Source organism: Pseudomonas sp. BN415, assembly GCF_029871195.1.
Taxonomy (GTDB): Bacteria; Pseudomonadota; Gammaproteobacteria; order Pseudomonadales; family Pseudomonadaceae; genus Metapseudomonas; species Metapseudomonas resinovorans.
Map to the genome: position 1 here is coordinate 15,010 of NZ_SSOK01000056.1, position 17,795 is coordinate 32,804.

General features: G+C 64.6%; 23 protein-coding genes. 11 read left to right on the plus strand and 12 right to left on the minus strand.

Going from position 1 to position 17,795, the window contains the following annotated elements:
- Positions 1-85: 85 nt before the first annotated feature.
- From E8F20_RS15400 to E8F20_RS15430, 7 genes are all read right to left on the minus strand, one after another.
- Positions 86-859: a crotonase/enoyl-CoA hydratase family protein gene (locus E8F20_RS15400; protein WP_280284486.1), complete on the minus strand. Its 774-nt coding sequence runs from the start codon at positions 857-859 to the stop codon at positions 86-88.
- Between the two features lie 191 nt (positions 860-1,050).
- A complete protein-coding gene (locus E8F20_RS15405) occupies positions 1,051-1,962 on the minus strand; it encodes an SDR family oxidoreductase (protein WP_028630454.1) in 912 nt (303 codons plus the stop codon).
- 104 nt (positions 1,963-2,066) lie between these two features.
- Positions 2,067-2,318, minus strand: coding sequence for a hypothetical protein (locus E8F20_RS15410; RefSeq protein ID WP_028630453.1), 252 nt, complete (start codon positions 2,316-2,318; stop codon positions 2,067-2,069).
- Between the two features lie 120 nt (positions 2,319-2,438).
- On the minus strand, positions 2,439-3,263 hold the full coding sequence (locus E8F20_RS15415) for an alpha/beta hydrolase (RefSeq protein WP_280284570.1): 825 nt from the start codon (positions 3,261-3,263) through the stop codon (positions 2,439-2,441).
- Between the two features lie 50 nt (positions 3,264-3,313).
- Positions 3,314-4,096 (minus strand): class II aldolase/adducin family protein, encoded by a 783-nt coding sequence (locus E8F20_RS15420; protein WP_280284487.1) that lies wholly within the window; start codon positions 4,094-4,096, stop codon positions 3,314-3,316.
- A 94-nt stretch (positions 4,097-4,190) separates the two neighbouring features.
- Positions 4,191-4,877 carry an LrgB family protein gene (locus E8F20_RS15425; RefSeq protein ID WP_280284488.1) on the minus strand — a complete coding sequence of 229 codons (687 nt, stop codon included), beginning with the start codon at positions 4,875-4,877 and terminating at the stop codon, positions 4,191-4,193.
- A complete protein-coding gene (locus tag E8F20_RS15430) occupies positions 4,867-5,253 on the minus strand; it encodes a CidA/LrgA family protein (protein ID WP_280284489.1) in 387 nt (128 codons plus the stop codon). Before E8F20_RS15430 ends, E8F20_RS15425 begins: the two co-directional genes overlap by 11 nt.
- 96 nt (positions 5,254-5,349) lie before the next feature.
- Here E8F20_RS15430 and E8F20_RS15435 point away from each other — a divergent pair, with 96 nt between their 5' ends.
- Entirely contained in the window at positions 5,350-6,240 is an 891-nt protein-coding gene (locus tag E8F20_RS15435) for a LysR family transcriptional regulator (protein ID WP_280284490.1), read from the plus strand.
- Between the two features lie 132 nt (positions 6,241-6,372).
- On the opposite strand, the gene E8F20_RS15440 is transcribed toward E8F20_RS15435, so the two are convergent.
- Positions 6,373-6,867, minus strand: coding sequence for a cupin domain-containing protein (locus E8F20_RS15440; RefSeq protein WP_280284491.1), 495 nt, complete (start codon positions 6,865-6,867; stop codon positions 6,373-6,375).
- Positions 6,831-7,280 (minus strand): flavodoxin, encoded by a 450-nt coding sequence (locus tag E8F20_RS15445; protein ID WP_280284492.1) that lies wholly within the window; start codon positions 7,278-7,280, stop codon positions 6,831-6,833. The genes E8F20_RS15440 and E8F20_RS15445 overlap by 37 nt, the downstream gene beginning before the upstream one ends.
- 103 nt (positions 7,281-7,383) lie before the next feature.
- Here E8F20_RS15445 and E8F20_RS15450 point away from each other — a divergent pair, with 103 nt between their 5' ends.
- A complete protein-coding gene (locus E8F20_RS15450) occupies positions 7,384-7,830 on the plus strand; it encodes a PAS domain-containing protein (RefSeq protein WP_137821749.1) in 447 nt (148 codons plus the stop codon).
- Between the two features lie 230 nt (positions 7,831-8,060).
- On the opposite strand, the gene E8F20_RS15455 is transcribed toward E8F20_RS15450, so the two are convergent.
- Entirely contained in the window at positions 8,061-9,008 is a 948-nt protein-coding gene (locus E8F20_RS15455) for a MerR family transcriptional regulator (RefSeq protein WP_280284493.1), read from the minus strand.
- Positions 9,009-9,241: 233 nt separating this feature from the next.
- Here E8F20_RS15455 and E8F20_RS15460 point away from each other — a divergent pair, with 233 nt between their 5' ends.
- The 7 genes from E8F20_RS15460 to E8F20_RS15490 all read left to right on the plus strand — a co-directional run bounded on the left by E8F20_RS15460 (position 9,242) and on the right by E8F20_RS15490 (position 13,048).
- A complete protein-coding gene (locus E8F20_RS15460) occupies positions 9,242-9,811 on the plus strand; it encodes an antibiotic biosynthesis monooxygenase (protein WP_280284494.1) in 570 nt (189 codons plus the stop codon).
- 80 nt (positions 9,812-9,891) lie between these two features.
- The gene (folM, locus tag E8F20_RS15465) at positions 9,892-10,602 is read left to right on the plus strand and encodes a dihydromonapterin reductase (RefSeq protein WP_280284495.1); all 711 of its coding nucleotides are present in this window, start codon (positions 9,892-9,894) and stop codon (positions 10,600-10,602) included.
- A gap of 20 nt (positions 10,603-10,622) precedes the next feature.
- Positions 10,623-11,183 (plus strand): GTP cyclohydrolase I FolE, encoded by a 561-nt coding sequence (folE, locus tag E8F20_RS15470; RefSeq protein WP_028630444.1) that lies wholly within the window; start codon positions 10,623-10,625, stop codon positions 11,181-11,183.
- Between the two features lie 3 nt (positions 11,184-11,186).
- Positions 11,187-11,558 (plus strand): dihydroneopterin triphosphate 2'-epimerase, encoded by a 372-nt coding sequence (folX, locus tag E8F20_RS15475; protein ID WP_028630443.1) that lies wholly within the window; start codon positions 11,187-11,189, stop codon positions 11,556-11,558.
- Between the two features lie 87 nt (positions 11,559-11,645).
- Entirely contained in the window at positions 11,646-11,939 is a 294-nt protein-coding gene (locus tag E8F20_RS15480; protein WP_280284496.1) for a DUF1244 domain-containing protein, read from the plus strand.
- Complete coding sequence (locus E8F20_RS15485; RefSeq protein WP_028630441.1) at positions 11,936-12,277, plus strand: HopJ type III effector protein; 342 nt, start codon at positions 11,936-11,938, stop codon at positions 12,275-12,277. The genes E8F20_RS15480 and E8F20_RS15485 overlap by 4 nt, the downstream gene beginning before the upstream one ends.
- 183 nt (positions 12,278-12,460) lie before the next feature.
- Positions 12,461-13,048 carry a putative glycolipid-binding domain-containing protein gene (locus tag E8F20_RS15490; protein WP_280284497.1) on the plus strand — a complete coding sequence of 196 codons (588 nt, stop codon included), beginning with the start codon at positions 12,461-12,463 and terminating at the stop codon, positions 13,046-13,048.
- 319 nt (positions 13,049-13,367) lie between these two features.
- On the opposite strand, the gene trxB is transcribed toward E8F20_RS15490, so the two are convergent.
- Entirely contained in the window at positions 13,368-14,315 is a 948-nt protein-coding gene (gene trxB / locus E8F20_RS15495) for a thioredoxin-disulfide reductase (RefSeq protein WP_280284498.1), read from the minus strand.
- 287 nt (positions 14,316-14,602) lie between these two features.
- On the opposite strand from trxB, the gene cysZ reads away from it, so the two are divergent.
- Positions 14,603-15,370, plus strand: a complete 768-nt coding sequence (gene cysZ / locus E8F20_RS15500; protein WP_280284499.1) for a sulfate transporter CysZ — start codon at positions 14,603-14,605, stop codon at positions 15,368-15,370.
- A 158-nt stretch (positions 15,371-15,528) separates the two neighbouring features.
- Positions 15,529-16,716, plus strand: coding sequence for a glycosyltransferase family 1 protein (locus tag E8F20_RS15505; protein WP_280284500.1), 1,188 nt, complete (start codon positions 15,529-15,531; stop codon positions 16,714-16,716).
- Here E8F20_RS15505 and E8F20_RS15510 read toward each other — a convergent pair.
- Complete coding sequence (locus E8F20_RS15510) at positions 16,713-17,672, minus strand: DegV family protein (RefSeq protein ID WP_280284501.1); 960 nt, start codon at positions 17,670-17,672, stop codon at positions 16,713-16,715. The two genes, E8F20_RS15505 and E8F20_RS15510, sit on opposite strands and share 4 nt — an antisense overlap.
- Positions 17,673-17,795: the final 123 nt, after the last annotated feature.

Sequence of the window (17,795 nt, forward strand, 5' to 3'; positions counted from 1 at the left end):
CGAATTCATTCGCCAAGCAGAACGAAGTTCTGCCGAAGGGGTTTCGCTTCGCTCTTGCGAAACGCCACCCGTCGCATGTGCTGAATCAATCGTCGAAACGCCCGTGCCGCCCTTGCCCCGCTTTGAAGGATCGTGCTCCGGCCAGCGTCTCGCCGCTGTGGATAACCTTCATCCCACCCGCGAATTCATTAGCAAGGGCTTCCTCGAACGGCAAGTCCCACTGGGCATAGGCGCTGGCACGATCAGCGAGCATGCACCGCAGCGGAAATGCAGCAATGGCATGGGCCAGTTCCTCGGCCGTCGCACGGGCTTCACCCTTCGGCACCACCCGGTTGGCCAGCCCCATGGCCAAAGCCTCCTGGGCCTTCACCGGACGCCCGGTGAGAATCAGGTCCAGCGCCCGCCCCTGACCGATGACGCGCGGCAAACGCACAGTACCGCCGTCGATCAGCGGCACACCAAAGCGGCGGCAGAACACGCCGAATACCGCGTCCTCGGCCATCACCCGCATATCCGCCAACAGCGCCAGCTCCAGCCCACCGGCCACGGCATGACCTTCGACGGCGGCGATCAGCGGTTTCTGTAGTTGCATCCGGCTCGGCCCCATGGGCCCATCTCCCTCGGGATCGAGTCGATTGCGCCGCGCACCGTCCTCGGCCACCGCCCCCAGGTCGGCACCGGCACAGAAGGTGCCGCCAGACCCGGTGAGCACAGCGACACGCGCCTCCTCATCCACCTCGAACGCCCGCAGCGCCGCTGCCAGTGCGTCAGCCGTGGGCCGGTCGACGGCGTTACGCACGTCGGGCCGGTCGATGATCAACGTGGTGACCGGACCGTTCTTCTCGACTCTTACGTTCATGGGGGCTCCTGGGGGTGGAAATGAAGAACTGCTTTTCCCGTAGGGGTGAACGCATTCTCCCCGACGAGATTTTGCTCCCGTCACGTTGCATGACCAATGAAAAAGGCCGGCAACAGTGCCGGCCCTCAACATAGTGCTTTCCGAGACAGATGATCAGCCCACTGGCGGAACTGCCCCGGTGAACGGCGCGATCAGAGGGCGTACTTCTGCAGGTTGGCCATCATCTCGCGCAGCGCTTCAACGTTGTCCGCCGGATGGGCGGCATCGGTGAAGTCGCAGATGCGCTGCCAGTTGGCCGCAACGTCTTCGGCATCGAAGCCCGCCTTGGGGTCGAAGCCGAAGCCCAGGCTACGCTCCCAGCGCACCTTACCGATCCAGCCGCCACCCACTTCGAACAGGCCGGAAGTGTCCTGGCACTGTTCGCTGCCAAGAAACACCACCAGCGGGCTGACCAGCTCGGGCTTGAGCTGCTCGAACACCTGCGGCGGGATCAGGCCTTCGGTCATGCGGGTACCGCCGGTGGGGGCGATGGCGTTGACCAGGATGTTGTTCTTGCGGCCTTCGATGGCCAGGTTACGGGTCAGGCCGTAAAGGCCAAGCTTGGCCATGCCGTAGTTGGACTGGCCGAAGTTGCCGTAGATGCCCGAGGTGGACGAGGTGAAGATGACGCGGCCGTAGTTCTGCTCGCGCATGTGCGGCCAGGCGGCGCGGGTGACCTTGTAGGCGCCTTCGACGTGGACCTTGTAGACCAGGTCCCAGTCGGCGTCGTCCATCTTGTGGAAGGTCTTGTCACGCAGTATGCCGGCATTGTTCACCACCACGTCGATACGGCCGAAGTGGTCGAGAGCGGTCTGCACGATCTTGTCGCCGTCGGTCACCGAATCATGGCTGGCAACAGCAGTACCGCCGGCTTCGCGGATTTCCGCCACCACGCGGTCGGCCGCCGAGGCGTTGGCACCTTCGCCGTGGGTGCTGCCACCCAGGTCGTTGACCACCACCCTGGCGCCATGACGGGCGAATTGCAGTGCGTGGGCGCGGCCAATGCCACCGCCGGCACCGGTGACGATTACGACTTTGTCTTCGAAGCGGATTGCATCGCTCATGGGGTGGGCTCCTTGGCTGGCCTGGGTATCCGCCGAGTCTCCGGCAGCCGCCCCGGCCCCACAAGAATCGGAACCGCCATGAATGGTGCTCGATAAGGGCGGCGTTACTTGATGGGAAGGAACAGGCTGCCGCGCGGGCGGAGCTTGAACAGCCACCAGTGGTAGCTGTGACAGAGCAATGCGAGCAATGCAGCGGCCATCAGGCAACCGATCGAAGCCAGCCAGCTCCACAAGCCGGGCTCGCGCAGCACGGCATAGCCGATCAGGCTGAGACCGGCGATGAACAGCAGGGCCGCGGTGGCCGGCCCCAGGGTACGAATGATCGGATAGAGGAACACCAGAAAGCGGAACAGCATGGTCAGGCCTCGAGGGTGCCGGGCAAAACCTGCCCGGCCAATGGGTGAGGCCGGAGATGCTAGTGCCACGCTTCCAGCGACTGGAGGCGGACACGTCCTAATAAGTTGTGGGAAATGCCGCTATCTACCTCGATCATGAAAGGCCAGGTAGTGCTCCAGCACCTGATCCGGCGCCTCGGTCTGCGGGTAGTGGCCGATGCCTTCAAGCAGCACGGTGTCGGCATTCGGGATCAACTCGCGGTAGCGCGCCACCATGTGCGCCCCGGAAATCGGGTCCACCGCGCCGTCGATCACCCGCAACGGCACCCCACCCTTCTGCATCGCTGCCACCCAACGGTCGCGCTGCTGGCGACGTTCGGGGATGTAGTGGATCAGGCGGTGCATCACGGACGGCCCATCGTTTTCGGCGATCAAGCGCCAGAAGTCATCCAGCTCCAGGTCGCCGGGCTGGGTGTCCGGGCCGAATACCTGGGCGAAGCTGGCGGCCAGCTTGCGCCGCGAGAACAACCGCCCGACCAGGCAACCGACGGGACTGAGCAGCAGTTTCTGCACCAGCACCGGCCGGTGGGTTTCCGGAAAAAGGCCGCCATTGAGGAATACGCAACTGGCCAGGTTGAAACGCCCTTCGTGGTGCCGCGCCAGAAGCTCCTGGGCGACGCTGTCGCCATAGTCGTGGGCCAGCACATGCACCGGGCCATCCACCCCCAAGTGCGCCAGCAGCGCCTGCTTCAGGTCGGCCTGCTCCAGCAGCCGGTAGTCATGACCACGCGGCTTGGCGGAGTAGCCGAAACCCAGCAGGTCGCAAGCGATGACGCGGAAGCGCCGCGCCAGTGGTTCCCAGAGGTAGTGCCAGTCCCAGGACGCAGTGGGGAAGCCATGGATCAACAGCAGCGGTTCGCCTTCCCCCGCCGTCCAGTAGCGGATGCGCTGGCCACGAAAATCCATATCCTGTGCCAGGGCGCGCCAGTCGCCCAGGGGGATGCCGGTCAGGCCGGTCACTGCGCGTAACCGGGGAACTGTTGGTCGAGTTTGCGCAACAGCGCCGGCCAGGGCAGCGCGCCCCCCATGCCCGTGGAGCTTTTCATCACGCCAGCGAGCATCGCCTTGGCGCCGTCGAGAATCTGCTGCGGGATGTGGATAAGTTCGCCGCCACCGGACTGGGCCATTACCTGGATCTCACAGGCGCGTTGCATCGTGAACATGCCGAGGAAAGCATCGGCGATGCTGCCAAAGGCGGTGAGCAGGCCGTGGTTGGGCAGGATCATGAAGTTGGCCTGACCGAGGTCGGCCTGCAGGCGGGCTTTCTCGTCATGGTTCAGCGCGACGCCCTCGTAGCCGTGGTAGGCCAGGCTGGAAAGCACGAACAGCGACTGCTGGGACAGCGGCAGCAAGCCCTGTTTCTGAGCCGACACAGCAATGCCGGCGGGGGTGTGGATATGCAGCACGCAGCCCACGTCCGCGCGCACTTCATGCACGGCGCTGTGAATGGTGTAGCCGGCCGGGTTGATGTCGTAGGGGGTATCCATCAGCTTGTTGCCGGCCAGGTCGATCTTCACCAGGCTGGAGGCGGTGATCTCGTGGAACATCAGCCCATAGGGGTTGATCAGGAAGTCCTCGGTGCCGGGGACCTTGGCAGAGATGTGGGTGAAAATCAGGTCGTCCCAGCCGTACAGGGCGATCAGGCGGTAGCAGGCGGCCAGGTCGACACGGGTCTGCCATTCGGCGGCGGACACCTTGTCTTTGAGGTTGAGCGACGGGAGGACGTGAGCGGCGGTCATGGCGAAACCTCGTTGTTGTTATCTGTGCGAGGAGTCTAGCCATGGGCTGCCGCGGCGATAGTCGCCTTGGCAGCCAGCTTAATGGCCTTGCGGGTCAGATCAGGGCAGCCACCAGCGGCGCGGCAAAGAGGTTGAGCAGGCCCATCAGGACCATCACCAGACCGGCCACGGTGCCTTCTTCGCGCCCCACCTCCTGGGCCCGGCTGACGCCCGCACCATGGGCGCCGACGCCGAACAGCGCGCCACGGGCCAGGGCGCTCTTCAGCGGCAGCCAGCGGATCAGCAGGCCACCGGCCAGGGCGCCGAACACCCCGGTGAGCATGACGAAGATGGCAGTCAGTTCGGGCACGCCACCCAGGTCCTGCGCCAGGGGCATCGCAAAGGGTGTGGTGATGGAGCGCGGAACCAACGACAGGCTCACCCGGGACTCCAGCGCCAGCGCGTTGGCCAGGCCCCAGGAACTGGCGATGGCCACCGAACTGCCCGCCAGCATGCCCAGCAGTAGCGCCGGCCAGTGGCGCGCGAGCAAGGCGCGCTGCTGCCAGATGGGCACGGCGAAGGCCACGGTGGCCGGGCCCAGTAACAGCATCAGCCAATGCGTGGCGCCAGCGTACTCGGCGTAGCCGGTGTGCAGCGGCACGGCCACGACGAGCAACAACGCCGGAACGAAGATCAGCGGCGACAGCAGGTAGCGGCCGGTGCGTCGGTACATCCAGCGGCTCGCCAGATAGCCCCCCAGGGTCAGGGCCAGCCAGAACCAGGACATGGGATCAATGTTCATGGCGCATCCTCCAGCGGCACACGGCTTCCACGGTCAGCGCCGTGGCCAGCATGACCAGCAGGGTACTGGCGCCGATCACCAGCAGGATGCGCCAGCCGTCATGGCGCAGCAGTACGCCATAGTCCAGCAGGCTCATCAGCGCCGGAATGAAGAACAGCAGCATCTCGGCCATCAGCAAACCCGCCCCCAATTGCAGCGCCGCCGGCTTCGCCCAGCCACTGGCGAAGGCCACCAGCAACAGCCCCAGGCCGATCACGCCGCCGGGAATCGGCCAGCCCAGCAGCAACGCGACCTGGCAACCCAGGACATAAAGGCCCAGGAGAACGACGAGTTCGGCGGCAAGGCGGCAGAAACGGAGCAGGCGGGAACGGTTCATGGCGGTGACCCTCGGTACTGGTGGCCAGCTTAGGTCCGCACCTATCATCCCTAAAGCGAATTGTTCGACTTACAACCATTCGAGATTGGAATAGCCATGGAATTCCGCCAGTTACGCAGCTTCGTCGAGGTGGTCCGCCAGGGTGGCTTCACCCAGGCCGGGAAGACCCTGCATGCCACCCAATCCACCATCAGCAAGCAGGTGGCGCAGCTTGAACAGCGGCTCGGCGTGCAACTGCTGGAGCGCAGCGGTCCGCACCTGCGCCTGACCGACGCCGGCACCGTGGTACTGCGCCACGCAGAAGACATGCTGCGCCAACGCCAGGACCTGCACAGCGAACTGGACGACCTCAGCCACTTGCGCCGTGGCGAGCTGCGCCTGGGATTGCCGCTGCTGGGCGGCGAGGTGCTTTTCGCCGAGCTGTTCGCGCAGTACCGGCGGCGCTACCCGAACATCGTGGTGCGCTTGTTCGAAGGCGGCAGCAAGCTGATGGAAGAGGCACTGCTGCAGGGCGAACTGGAACTGGGCGGTAGCCTGACGCCCAACGACCCGGCGCTGGACTACCAGCCCTTCTGCAATGAACCGCTGGATGTCCTCGTGCCGGAGGGGCACCCGCTGGCCGAAGAGGGCAGCCTCGCGCTAGCGCAACTGGCCGACTCGCCCTTCCTGCTCTACCAGCAGAGCTTCACCCTCAACGACCGCCTGCTGCTGGCCTGCCGCCAGGCCGGCTTCACCCCGCGCGAAGTGGGCCGCAGTGGTCAGGCCGATTTCCTCGCCGCCCTGGTGGCGGCCGGCCAGGGCGTGGTGCTACTGCCACGCATCGTCGCCCGCCCCCTGCAGCGCCCGGGCTTGCGCTTGGTGCCCCTGCGCGAACCGGACCTGCGCTGGGACATCGCCTTCGTCTGGCGCAAGGGTGCCTACCTGTCACGGGCAGCGCAGGCGTGGCTCGAATTGCTGCGGGAGTACTCGCCGCTGAACGTTTTGTAGGGGCGAATGCATTCGCTCACGAGCGGGGTTCAGCCGTAGGGTGGACCACGCTTCACGGGTCCACCATTCGAGGCGCGGCATAGTACCGCTGGTTGATGGAAATGCGCCGTCCACCCTTGGGGCTGGCCCTGGTCAGAGCAACGCAGGATCCAGCAACGGCCATTCCCGCTGCGCCTCGGGGTCGTCGGCCAGCAGACGAAAGCCGGCGAATTCGAAACCCGGCGCCACATTGCACCCCACCAGGGTGTAAGCGCCCAAGGCGCGGGCGGCTTGCCAGGCATGGGCCGGCACGGTGCGCTGGGGCAGGCTGCCGTCGGCCACCGGGCCGAGGATTTCACGGCGGACGTCAGCGGGCGATTCGGCGACCAGCAACTCCAGCGGATCGCCTTCATAGAAGTGCCAGATCTCGTCGGCATCCACTCGATGCCAGCGGCTCACGCCACCCTGCGGCAAGAGGAAGAAGATTGCCGACGAAGCTGCACGACCGCCCGGCAGGCGGCTGGCCGACTCGAACACCCGGCGGTAGTAACCACCCTCCGGGTGCGGCGCCAGTTGCAGCTCGCGAATCAGGTATTCGGCACGCGGATGCATCAGGCTTTCAGCGCCACGGCAACGCTGTTCAGCCAAGGCTCGGCGTCCAGTTCCGGGGTAACGGTTTCGCTGGCGTCCAGGCGCTGCATCTCCACCACTTCGCGCAGGCCGAGTTCGGCATAGAGTTCGCGCATCATCTCACCGCCGCCGCAGAACAGGTCGTAGCTGGAATCGCCCAGGGCGAGGATGGCACCAGCGCGGCCGCGCCAGTTGGGCAGGCGGTCGCGCAGCTCGGCGTACAGGGGCAGCAGGTTGTCCGGCAATTCGCCCATGCCCGTGGTGGCGGTCACGGTAAGCAGCGCCTCAGGGTCGAAGGCGATCAGGTCGTCCAGGCTCACTCGCGGCAGGTAGTGGGCGTCGAGGCCGGCGGCCTTGAGCAGCTTTTCCGCGTAACGGGCGACTTCTTCGGCGGTGCCGTAGACCGAGCCGGACAGGATGGCGACTTTCATAGGTACTCCGAGTCTGGGGCGAAATGCCGCGCATTATGCCGCAACTGGCAAGGACCGAAGGATGCCTTAGACTGCTTCCGGTCAGGTCGAGCGAGCCCGGAAAATGATCAACGCCAAGCTTCTGCAACTGGTAATAGACGCCTCCAACGACGGCATCGTGGTCGCCGAACAGGAGGGCGACGACAATATCCTGATCTACGCCAATGCCGCCTTCGAGCGCCTTACCGGCTACTCCAGCGACGAAATCCTCTACCAGGACTGTCGCTTCCTCCAGGGCCAGGACCGCAACCAGTTGGGCCTGGCCGCCATCCGCCAGGCGATCCGCAACGGCCAGCCATGCCGGCAGATCCTGCGTAACTACCGCAAGGACGGCAGTCCCTTCTGGAACGAGCTGTCGATTACCCCGGTTCTGAACGAGTCCGACCAACTCACCTACTTCATCGGCATCCAGAAGGACGTCACCGAACAGGTGGAAGCCCGTCAGCGGGTGCGTGAACTGGAAGCGGAGTTGGCCAGCCTCAAGGCCGAGCTGGCGGCCTTGAAAGGCTGAAAAAAACCGGTAGCCCAGGAAGGGTGAACAAATCGGCCACCGGTAGCGCAGACAAAACTGTACAAAACAAATTTATGTACAAGTATTTGTATAGAATTTGATCAGCACGCCAGCAAGGGGTTGCTGGACTCTTCCTGCCGAACGGTCGCTTGAAGCGCAGCGTGTCGGGCCGCTAGCCGGCCCGCAGCCTTGGCCTCGATGAAGTCGGCGAAAAACGGGCGAAAGCAGCTTCAGGTATCCAGGTGACCGGAAAGGAACTGCTGCAGACGCCGCTGCATCAGTCGTCCCTCGCTGCCGAGGCAGGCGACGGGCGTGCCGTCGAGCTCCTCGCTCATCAGGTCGGCGGTATCGCCGGCCAGGGCCAGGGGGCAGTCCAGGCCCCGGGCCAGCCGGTTGAGTTGCGGGCCAAGGTCATCGTCCGGCGGCTGGTTGGAGAACAGCACCATGGCCTGCGGCTGCAGCTTGCCGCAAACCATCTCCAGCTCGGCCAGCGGCTGGCCCAGGCCAAGTACGCTGATGGCCACCTCGCTGCTGCCAAGCAGCAGGCCGGCCACCAACAGCTCCAGTTCACGCCCCTGCCCTGGCAACGGCGCCAGCAGCACGCGTTGCTGCTGGCCGCTGCGGGCCAGTTGCAGGCGCTGCAGGACGCGGGCGCGGAGGAAGCTGTCGAAAAAGACCCACTCGCTGCCACGGCCGAACTCATCCTGGCGCAGCAACAGCGCCTGCCAGACTGGCATCAGCACATCGGCGAAGGCCACGTGCAAGGGATAGGTGGAGAACACCTGGCCGTAGACCCGCTCCAGCTCCGCCTCGTCCAGGGTGGACAGGGCCTTGTGCACCTGGGCGCGCCGCTCGCTCCACTCCCCTGCGGCCGCTTCGTGGTGGATCGACGCCACCGGCACCTTCGCCGCGTGGCTGCGCGCCAGCAGCTTGCCCACCTTGCTCACCGAGACGCCGCGCTCGATCCAGGCGAGGATGCTGCGCACCGCTTCGACATCCGCCATTGAATAGAGGCGGTGACCGCTGTCGGTGCGCGTAGGCTGGATCAGCCCGTAGCGCCGTTCCCAGGCCCGCAGGGTGACCGGGTTGACGCCCGTCAGGCGCGAAACTTCCCGAATCGGGAAGAGTTCTTCCTGTTTCGGGGCGCGGGATGCGAGGGATGCACCGGATTCGGTCATGGCGGGCAATCGTCAGGGGAAAGATTCATGCAGTTTAAACCTTGCGGCGGGGATTCCAATTAGCCGCAGGCCACCGAAAGCGCGCCACGACCCGCCGGTCATCCTTCACGCTGGCGCTTTGTTGAAAAAACGGAATAATCCTTGCCTCTTTTTTTGCGCAGCCCACCACCCCGGCGCTGCGTGATGTGCCACAGCCCTACCCGGGCGGGCACCCGGTTGCAAGGAGATACACGATGTCTGCCGATCCCGTCACCCTGATGGTGGCCCGCCGCGTTGCCCGCGAGCGCTACCACGACTTTGTGGCCTGGCTGCGCGAAGGCGAGCAACTGGCCGCCGACTTCCCCGGTTATCTCGGTTCGGGCGTACTGGCGCCACCGCCGGATGACGACGAATTCCAGATGATCTTCCGCTTCACCGACGAGCCGACCATGGCCGCCTGGGAACACTCCGCTTCGCGTCGCGCCTGGCTGGAACGCGGCACCGGCCTGTTCGAGCAACCCCACGAACATCGCGCCCTGGGCCTGGATGCCTGGTTCGGCAAGGCCGAACAGCGCCCGCCCCGCTGGAAGCAGAGCGTGGCCATCTGGCTGGCCTTCTTCCCGGTATCCCTGGCCTTCAACCTGCTGTTCGAAGGTGCGCTGGGGGACTTGCCGCTGGCCGTGCGGATCCTGATCAGCACCCTGGCGCTGACGCCGCTCATGACCTATTGGTTCATCCCGCTCTCCACCCGCCTGCTGGCCCCCTGGCTGCAAGGCGGCCGCTCATCCCTGGCACGCAGTGCGGCGACGGTGCAACCACGCTGAGCCGGCTCTTCCGGAGATTTGTACAAGCCCCACCCCTGGTATAACGTGGCCGGCCATAGTCCTCCGATTTCGAGGCGTCAATGAGCCGCCCCACCGCCCCCATCCTGATCACCGGCGCCAGCCAGCGCGTTGGTCTCTACTGCGCCGAGCGCCTGCTGGACGACGGCCAGCCGGTGATCATCAGCTACCGAACCGAACGTGACGGTGTCCGGGACCTGCGCCAACGCGGTGCCGTGACGCTGCAGGCGGACTTCTCCAGCGAAGCCGGCATCCTTGCCTTCATCGACTCGCTCAAAGGCTGCACCGACAGCCTGCGCGCCATCATCCACAACGCCTCGGACTGGCTCACAGAAGCGCCCGGCCAGGAAGCCGAGGCCTTCCAGCGGATGTTCAGCGTGCACATGCTGGCGCCCTACCTGATCAACCTGCAGTGCGAGGAACTGCTGCGCCGCAGCAGTCCGGCCGACATCATCCACCTCAGTGACGACGTGGCGCGCAAGGGCAGCGAAAAACGTATCGCCTACTGCGCCAGCAAGGCCGGGCTGGACAACCTGACACTGTCTTTCGCCGCGCGCTTCGCCCCGCACATCAAGGTCAACGGCATTGCGCCAGCGCTGGTGATGTTCAATGCCGATGACGATGACGTTTACCGCAAGAAGACCCTGGCCAAGTCGGCGCTGGGCATCGAGCCCGGCCCGCAGGTCGTCTACCAGGGCCTGCGTTACCTCCTGGACAACTCCTACGTCACTGGAACGACCCTGACCCTGAACGGCGGCCGCCACCTCAAGTAGGCGCCACAAGGACTGCCACCATGAGCGATGATCTGAACCGGCACTACCGGGAAATCCTGCTTGGCCTGGGTGAAGACCCGGACCGTGAAGGCCTGCGCGATACGCCCAAGCGGGCGGCCAAGGCCATGCGCTACCTGTGTCATGGCTATGAACAGAGCCTGGACGAAATCGTCAACGGTGCCCTCTTCGCCTCGAACAACGACGAGATGGTGACGGTCAAGGACATCGAGCTCTATTCCCTCTGCGAACACCACCTGCTGCCCTTCATCGGCAAGGCCCATGTGGCGTACATTCCCACCGGCAAGGTGCTGGGGCTGTCGAAGATCGCGCGAATCGTCGATATGTTCGCGCGGCGGCTGCAGATCCAGGAGAACCTCACCCGCCAGATCGCCGAAGCGGTGCAGCGGGTGACCGGCGCCGCCGGGGTGGCGGTGGTGATCGAAGCCCAGCACATGTGCATGATGATGCGCGGCGTGGAAAAGCAGAACTCGGTGATGAGCACCTCGGTGATGCTCGGGGCTTTCAGGGAGTCCCAGAATACCCGCCACGAATTCCTGAAACTGATCGGACGGAGCAACTAGAGAATGCCGAGACTGGAGCCCGGAATGGCGCGAATTCGCGTCAAGGACCTGCGCCTGCGCACCTTCATCGGAATCAAGGAGGAGGAAATCCTCAACAAGCAGGATGTGCTGATCAATCTCACCATCCTCTACCCAGCTGCCGAGGCGGTGCGCGACAACGACATCGACCACGCGCTGAACTACCGCACCATCACCAAGGCGATCATCCGCCACGTCGAGGAAAATCGCTTCGCCTTGCTGGAGCGCCTGACCCAGGAAATCCTCGACCTGGTGATGGCCAACCCCAGCGTGCGCTACGCCGAAGTGGAAGTGGACAAACCCCACGCGCTGCGCTTTGCAGAATCGGTTTCGATTACCCTTGCCGGCCACAGATAGACCGGTGAGCAGCGCTGTTTACCGAGGCCAAGGAGGGCTCTTATCATCCCCGCCCATTCCTCCCGAAAGCCCCAGGAGAATCCTGCCATGACCGAGCAAGAACGCCTCGAACTCGAAGCCGCCGCCTTCCGCCGTCTGGTGCAACACCTGCGTAGCCGCCCCGACGTACAGAACATCGACCTGATGAACCTCGCCGGTTTCTGCCGCAACTGCCTGTCCAAGTGGTACAAGGCCGCCGCCGACGATCTCGGCATGGACGTCACCCCGGACCAGGCGCGCGAAGAGATCTACGGCATGCCCTACGCCGACTGGAAAGCCAAGTACCAGAAAGAAGCCAGTGCCGAGCAGCAAACGGCCTTCAACAAAGCGAACAAAGAATGAGCAATCTGAACGACTTCCGCGCCCGCCTGCACAGCGACCAGCATGTCTTCGCCGACACCCTGGCGTTCATCGCCGCCGGCTACGACTACCAGCAGAGCGCCTTTGCCAACGGCCCGGTGGAGAACGCCGCTGGCCAGAACGAAGGCTCCTGCAAGACCCTCGGCCTGGCCCTGCTGGAAGGCTTCAGCCTGGAAGAGACGTTGCTGGCCTTTGGCGAGCACTACCGCTCCGTGCTGGCCACCCCGGACGGCAGCGACCACGGCAATATCCGCGCCCTGATGAACACTGGTCTGGCGGGTGTGCGCTTCGAGCGCCAACCGCTGCAACGCAAGGCCTGATCCCAACCGACCGCCCCGTCCGGGGCGGTTTCTTACGCTTTGGCTTCCGTTTTCTGTCGGTAATTACTGACAGATTTTTCCCAACCAAACGCGTATTTTTCTCATTTGTTATCGGTCCGAAGGATCGCACGCTGTCCCGTAGGAGCGAACCCAACCACCCTCTCCTCATCCCGGAGCGCATGGATGCAGCAAACCCTTGTCTGGAAACCGCTGACGACGCCCGGCGTGGAAAGCCTGCGCCTGTCCATGGATGAGCAGGGCATACATGCCAGCAGCCACCTGATCCAGAACCGCAATGGCCAGAGCATCGCCGCCACTTACGTGCTGGACAGCGACCCGCGCTGGCGCTTCCGCCATCTCTGGCTGAAAGTGGACTATCACGGACCACGCAGCCTGCGCCTGGACCGCGATTTCCGCGGCCGCTGGCTGCTCAATGGCCAGCGCCGTCGCGACCTCGACCCGTGCCAACTGGTGATGCTCGCCGGCACGCCCTTCACCCACACCCCGGCGCTGCAACGCTGCGGCCTGGAAACCGGCCAGAGCGAACAATTGCAGGTCGCCTATATCGACCTGTCGAGCCTACGGGTAGACGCCCGTCGATTGCGCTACCACTGCCTGCGCCAGCACGCCCAGCAGAGCCTTTACCGCTGCGAGGCGGAAGGCCGCAAGGCGATCGAACTGACCGTGGACCGCCAATCCCTGCTGCTGGAAGCCCAGGGGCTGTACCAGCGGATGAGCGCGCGGACACTGGAGCTGAATACCTGGATTTGATTCGTAGCGCCCCTGCAAGGCTGACCCGGGTTAGGGCTACGCGCTCCTCTGTAGGGTCGAATTCATTCGCTATGTCTGCGTTAGCTGTTGCGAGAGATCTACCATCGGGCCAAGAGACTTGTAGGCGATGCAGGTGCCTACAACATGAAATGCAGACTTAGCCAATTCATTCGCCAAGCAGGCCAAAGGGCTGCCACGCCGGGCCCCCAAAAGACCTGACGCCTTACTCTCCCCCGGCCCAATCCATCCTGGAACTCGTCTGCAGCCTGACGCAAAAGAAAAGCCCCGCATTCGGGGCTTCTCTTCATCAGGCAGCGTCTTATTGCGCGTCGAGGTAACGCTCGACATCCAGGGCGGCCATGCAACCGGCGCCGGCGGAAGTAATAGCCTGGCGGTACACATGGTCGGCCACGTCGCCGGCGGCGAACACGCCGGGGATGTTGGTGGCGGTGGCGTTGCCCTCACGGCCGCCATTGACCACCAGGTAGCCGTCCTTGAGCGCCAGTTGGCCTTCGAACAGCGAAGTGTTCGGCGTGTGGCCGATGGCGACGAACAGACCGTCCACTGTCAGCTCGTCTGTGCCGCCATCATTGCGCTTCAGGCGCACGCCGGTGACGCCCATGTTATCGCCCAGCACTTCGTCCACCTCGGCATTCAGCTTCAGCACGATCTTGCCTTCGGCGACGCGCGCTTTCAGCTTGTCCTGAAGAATCTTCTCGGCGCGGAAGGTCTCGCGGCGATGCACCAGAGTCACCTTGCTGGCGATGTTGGCCAGGTACAGCGCCTCTTCCACAGCCGTGTTGCCGCCACCGACCACCGCCACTTCACGGTTGCGGTAGAAGAATCCATCGCAGGTGGCGCAGGCGGACACGCCCTTGCCCATGAACGCTTGCTCCGAAGGCAGGCCCAGGTAACGGGCGCTGGCACCGGTGGCGATGATCAGCGCATCGCAGGTGTAGGTGCCGCCGTCCCCCACCAAGGTGAAGGGCTTGCCGGCCAGGTCCACGGCATTGATGTGATCGAAAACGATCTCGGTCTCGAAACGCTCGGCGTGCTCCTGCATCCGCTGCATCAGTGCCGGGCCGGTCAGGCCGTGGGGATCGCCCGGCCAGTTGTCGACTTCGGTGGTGGTGGTCAGTTGGCCGCCCGCCTGCATGCCGGTGATCAGCAGCGGCTTGAGATTGGCACGGGCGGCGTAGACAGCCGCGGAGTAACCGGCAGGGCCGGAACCAAGGATGATGACCCGCGAATGACGTGCTTCGGACATGGCTGACTCCCGCCCTTCTGGGCATAAAAAGGGGCCACTGCTGCACTTGGGGAAGGCTTTGGATGCAGTGGCCCCGTTGAACCGGGTCTGACCATTGGCGACTGGCCAGGAATGGGCGCAAGGTTACTGACCCCCTCCGGATAGAGGAAATACCCGCTCTCAATCCTGGCAATAGGCGGCACCTATTGGCAAAACGATCATCAAAATTGTTCCGAGCCTTTTCCAGGCTTTCCACGTCGCCGGCAAAGCCGCTAAGGTCGGCGCGTTTGCAACCTTGGGGGACCATCATGCCTGCACCCGCTCTATCCGGGCCGCAATACCTCGGCGAAGGACTGAAACTGGTTCTCAGCCCCGGACTGCGCCTGTTCGTCCTGCTGCCTCTGACCGTCAACCTGCTGCTGTTCGCCGCCCTGATCGGCTTCGCGATAGGGGAATTCAGCGGCTGGGTCGATGCTTTCATGCCCAGCCTTCCCGACTGGCTGAGTTTCCTTGAGTACCTGATCTGGCCGCTCTTCGTGGTGCTGGTGCTGGTGCTGGTGTTCTTCTCCTTCACCATGCTGGCCAACATCATTGCCGCGCCGTTCAACGGTTTCCTCGCAGAGAAAGTGGAAGTCGTGGTGCGCGGCCAGGACGATTTCCCGGCCTTCAGCTGGGCCGAACTGATGGCTATGATCCCGCGTACCCTGGGCCGCGAGCTGCGCAAGCTCGCCTATTTCTTGCCACGCGCCGGCGTGCTGCTGATCCTTTCCTTCGTCCCCGGCGTCAACCTGCTGGCCGCGCCGCTGTGGATCGTCTTCGGTATCTGGATGATGGCGGTGCAGTACATCGACTACCCGGCGGATAACCACAAGCTGGGCTGGAACGAGATGCTCGCCTGGCTGCGCGAGAAACGCTGGCAGAGCCTGGGCTTTGGCGGCAGCACCTACCTGGCGCTGATGATTCCCTTCGTCAACATCCTGATGATGCCCGCCGCCGTGGCAGGCGCGACGCTGTTCTGGGTGCGCGAGCAAGGTGACCTGGCGCTGCAGAAACAGACCGGTCAGGTGGTGCGCTGATTCGCTGAACGGCACCTGCGGCAGGCCCCGGCCAATCTGGAGCCTGCCGCACGAACGCCGCTGCCCAGGCCTTGCCGCGACTGGCCACCGCCGCCCCTTTCATATAGGCGTCACGCAGCTGTCACACGGGCTACATGGCCCTCGCCGACACTGGTTCCATGACCATAGCGCCCCTGTACATCTCGCTGATCAGCGAAACCTTCCTGCCCGAAGTCAACGGCGTGGCCAATACCCTTGGCCGACTCTGCGACGGCTTGCGCGCGGCCGGCCACCGACTGCAACTGGTGCGCCCGCGCCAGTCCTGCGACAACGGCCGCAGGAGTGACGACGACCTGATGCTGATCCGTGGCTGGCCGCTGCCGGGCTACCCCGGCCTGCAATGGGGCCAGTCCTGCCTGCACAAGCTGTTGCGCCGCTGGCGCCAGCGCAAGCCGGATGTGCTGTACATCGCCACAGAAGGCCCGCTGGGATTCTCCGCCCTGCGCGCTGCTCGGCGCTTGGGCATCCCCGTGGTGAGCGGATTCCACACCAACTTCCAGCAGTACACCGGCCACTATGGCGCGGGCCTGCTGACCCGGTTGCTGACCAATTACCTGCGCTGGTTCCACAACGCCACGCGGCTGACCCTGGTGCCCAGCGTGAGCCAGTTGCAGGACCTGACCCGGCGCGGCTTCGAACGCCTGCAACTGCTCTCCCGCGGGGTCGATGGCCAGTTATTCAATCCCGCTCGCCGCTGCGCTGAATTGCGTGCGCAGTGGGGCTTGGGCGAGCAGGACATTGCAGTGATCCACGTCGGCCGACTCGCCGCCGAGAAAAACCTGGGTCTGCTCGGCGAGACCTTTCAGCGCCTGCAGCAACGTTATCCACAGCTGCGACTGAAGCTGGTGGTAGTCGGTGACGGGCCGCAGCGGCTGCCGCTACAGCGCGCCCTGCCGGACGCCCTGTTCTGTGGTGTGCAGCGAGGCGAGGAATTGGCCCGGCACTACGCCTCGGGGGATCTGTTCCTGTTCCCCAGCCTGTCGGAAACCTTTGGCAACGTGGTGCTCGAAGCCCTGGCCTCTGGTCTGGCGGTGGTGGCCTTCGACCAGGCCGCCGCAGCCCAGCATATTCGCCACGGCCACAATGGCGCCCTGGCCCTGCCCGATGAGCCGAGCAGCTTCATCGAGGCCGCCACCTGGCTGCTGGAAGACCCGGAATGCCTGCGCCGGGTGCGCCTCAACGCACGCATGCACGCCGGCCGCCAGGGCTGGGAAGCCATCGTCCAGCAGTTCGAGCAGTACCTGCTACATGCCCGCCGCCCCGAAGTGCAGGCCCCGGTCGGCGGTAGCCTGCCACCACACGCCTAAGAGAACGCTACGGCGGGAGCCGCAAACGCCAGGCTCAGGGCACCACGCCCCAGGTTGATCGCCCCGGTGGGGCTGAGCATCGCCAGATGCAGGGTCACGCCACTTTCCGCACAGGCCGCTTCCAGCTCAGCGAAGCCCGGCAGGTCACGTACCAGCGACAGTTCCCCGGCATAACTGATGCACACGTGCGGCGCCAGCAGCTCAACCGCCAACACCCGACTTCGAGCATGGGCCAGCAGCTTTTCCGCCGCCTTGTCGAAGTTCGGTGCCAGCGACACGGGCTTGTCCTCACCTTGCTGCACGCTGATCACCGGCTTTACGTCCAGCAATGAACCCACCCCCAGTGCCACCCCCCGCAGGCGATCGAGCAGGCCGCTGCGCTCGCCCTTCTGGAAACCGCGCTGGCGCAGATGACCGAGGTCATCTGGCAGGAGGAAGGTGCAGATCCGACCGGACAACTGCTCCAGCCTCGTACGCACGGCATTGGGGTGGGCACCGTCGCCGATCAGCCGCATCGCCTCGGCGGCCAGCACCGCGGTACCGGCGAAGATGTTGCCGCCATCCACCACCCGCATCGCGAAGTGCCCACTCACCCCGGCCGCCGCGCGGCGGTCCCGGTAGCGCTGGAGCAAGCCGAAGGAGGCCTGAGTGGCGTGTTCGAAAATCGGACTGCGCTGCGCGGAGATGGTCAGACAGAGCACATGGTCGAAGCGGGTGACCAATTCCTCCAGGAACCACTCCTGCATTTCCGTCACCTGCAGCGGCTCGCTGCGATCAGCCGGGCCAACCCTCGGCAGCAGTTCGCTGTAGAACGCCTGGGTGGCCAGGGGAACGCGGCGATCGACCAGTGAGTGTTCACCCATCCGGATACGGATGGGCAGCACCGGGATGCGGTGCTTGAGGAGAAAGTCCTGGGGCAGGTCACAGGTGGCGTCCACTACCAGGCCAATGCGCATGGGTTGCTCCTTCGGCCGGTGTGCCGGCGCTTGTTGTGATGCGCGCACAGTGACCGCAGGAGGACATGGTGTCAGCCCAACTGAATGAGGGTTTGAGGGGACTCGGCGCGGCGGATGCCTCCC

What these genes read in the sequence shown, in the direction of transcription:
- E8F20_RS15400 (WP_280284486.1), bottom strand. Translation starts at nt 859, where the DNA reads ATGAACGTAAGAGTCGAGAAGAACGGTCCGGTCACCACGTTGATCATC.
- E8F20_RS15405 (WP_028630454.1), bottom strand. Translation starts at nt 1,962, where the DNA reads ATGAGCGATGCAATCCGCTTCGAAGACAAAGTCGTAATCGTCACCGGT.
- E8F20_RS15410 (WP_028630453.1), bottom strand. Translation starts at nt 2,318, where the DNA reads ATGCTGTTCCGCTTTCTGGTGTTCCTCTATCCGATCATTCGTACCCTG.
- E8F20_RS15415 (WP_280284570.1), bottom strand. Translation starts at nt 3,263, where the DNA reads ATGGATTTTCGTGGCCAGCGCATCCGCTACTGGACGGCGGGGGAAGGC.
- E8F20_RS15420 (WP_280284487.1), bottom strand. Translation starts at nt 4,096, where the DNA reads ATGACCGCCGCTCACGTCCTCCCGTCGCTCAACCTCAAAGACAAGGTG.
- E8F20_RS15425 (WP_280284488.1), bottom strand. Translation starts at nt 4,877, where the DNA reads ATGAACATTGATCCCATGTCCTGGTTCTGGCTGGCCCTGACCCTGGGG.
- E8F20_RS15430 (WP_280284489.1), bottom strand. Translation starts at nt 5,253, where the DNA reads ATGAACCGTTCCCGCCTGCTCCGTTTCTGCCGCCTTGCCGCCGAACTC.
- E8F20_RS15435 (WP_280284490.1), top strand. Translation starts at nt 5,350, where the DNA reads ATGGAATTCCGCCAGTTACGCAGCTTCGTCGAGGTGGTCCGCCAGGGT.
- E8F20_RS15445 (WP_280284492.1), bottom strand. Translation starts at nt 7,280, where the DNA reads ATGAAAGTCGCCATCCTGTCCGGCTCGGTCTACGGCACCGCCGAAGAA.
- E8F20_RS15450 (WP_137821749.1), top strand. Translation starts at nt 7,384, where the DNA reads ATGATCAACGCCAAGCTTCTGCAACTGGTAATAGACGCCTCCAACGAC.
- E8F20_RS15455 (WP_280284493.1), bottom strand. Translation starts at nt 9,008, where the DNA reads ATGACCGAATCCGGTGCATCCCTCGCATCCCGCGCCCCGAAACAGGAA.
- E8F20_RS15460 (WP_280284494.1), top strand. Translation starts at nt 9,242, where the DNA reads ATGTCTGCCGATCCCGTCACCCTGATGGTGGCCCGCCGCGTTGCCCGC.
- folM (WP_280284495.1), top strand. Translation starts at nt 9,892, where the DNA reads ATGAGCCGCCCCACCGCCCCCATCCTGATCACCGGCGCCAGCCAGCGC.
- folE (WP_028630444.1), top strand. Translation starts at nt 10,623, where the DNA reads ATGAGCGATGATCTGAACCGGCACTACCGGGAAATCCTGCTTGGCCTG.
- folX (WP_028630443.1), top strand. Translation starts at nt 11,187, where the DNA reads ATGCCGAGACTGGAGCCCGGAATGGCGCGAATTCGCGTCAAGGACCTG.
- E8F20_RS15480 (WP_280284496.1), top strand. Translation starts at nt 11,646, where the DNA reads ATGACCGAGCAAGAACGCCTCGAACTCGAAGCCGCCGCCTTCCGCCGT.
- E8F20_RS15485 (WP_028630441.1), top strand. Translation starts at nt 11,936, where the DNA reads ATGAGCAATCTGAACGACTTCCGCGCCCGCCTGCACAGCGACCAGCAT.
- E8F20_RS15490 (WP_280284497.1), top strand. Translation starts at nt 12,461, where the DNA reads ATGCAGCAAACCCTTGTCTGGAAACCGCTGACGACGCCCGGCGTGGAA.
- trxB (WP_280284498.1), bottom strand. Translation starts at nt 14,315, where the DNA reads ATGTCCGAAGCACGTCATTCGCGGGTCATCATCCTTGGTTCCGGCCCT.
- cysZ (WP_280284499.1), top strand. Translation starts at nt 14,603, where the DNA reads ATGCCTGCACCCGCTCTATCCGGGCCGCAATACCTCGGCGAAGGACTG.
- E8F20_RS15505 (WP_280284500.1), top strand. Translation starts at nt 15,529, where the DNA reads ATGACCATAGCGCCCCTGTACATCTCGCTGATCAGCGAAACCTTCCTG.
- E8F20_RS15510 (WP_280284501.1), bottom strand. Translation starts at nt 17,672, where the DNA reads ATGCGCATTGGCCTGGTAGTGGACGCCACCTGTGACCTGCCCCAGGAC.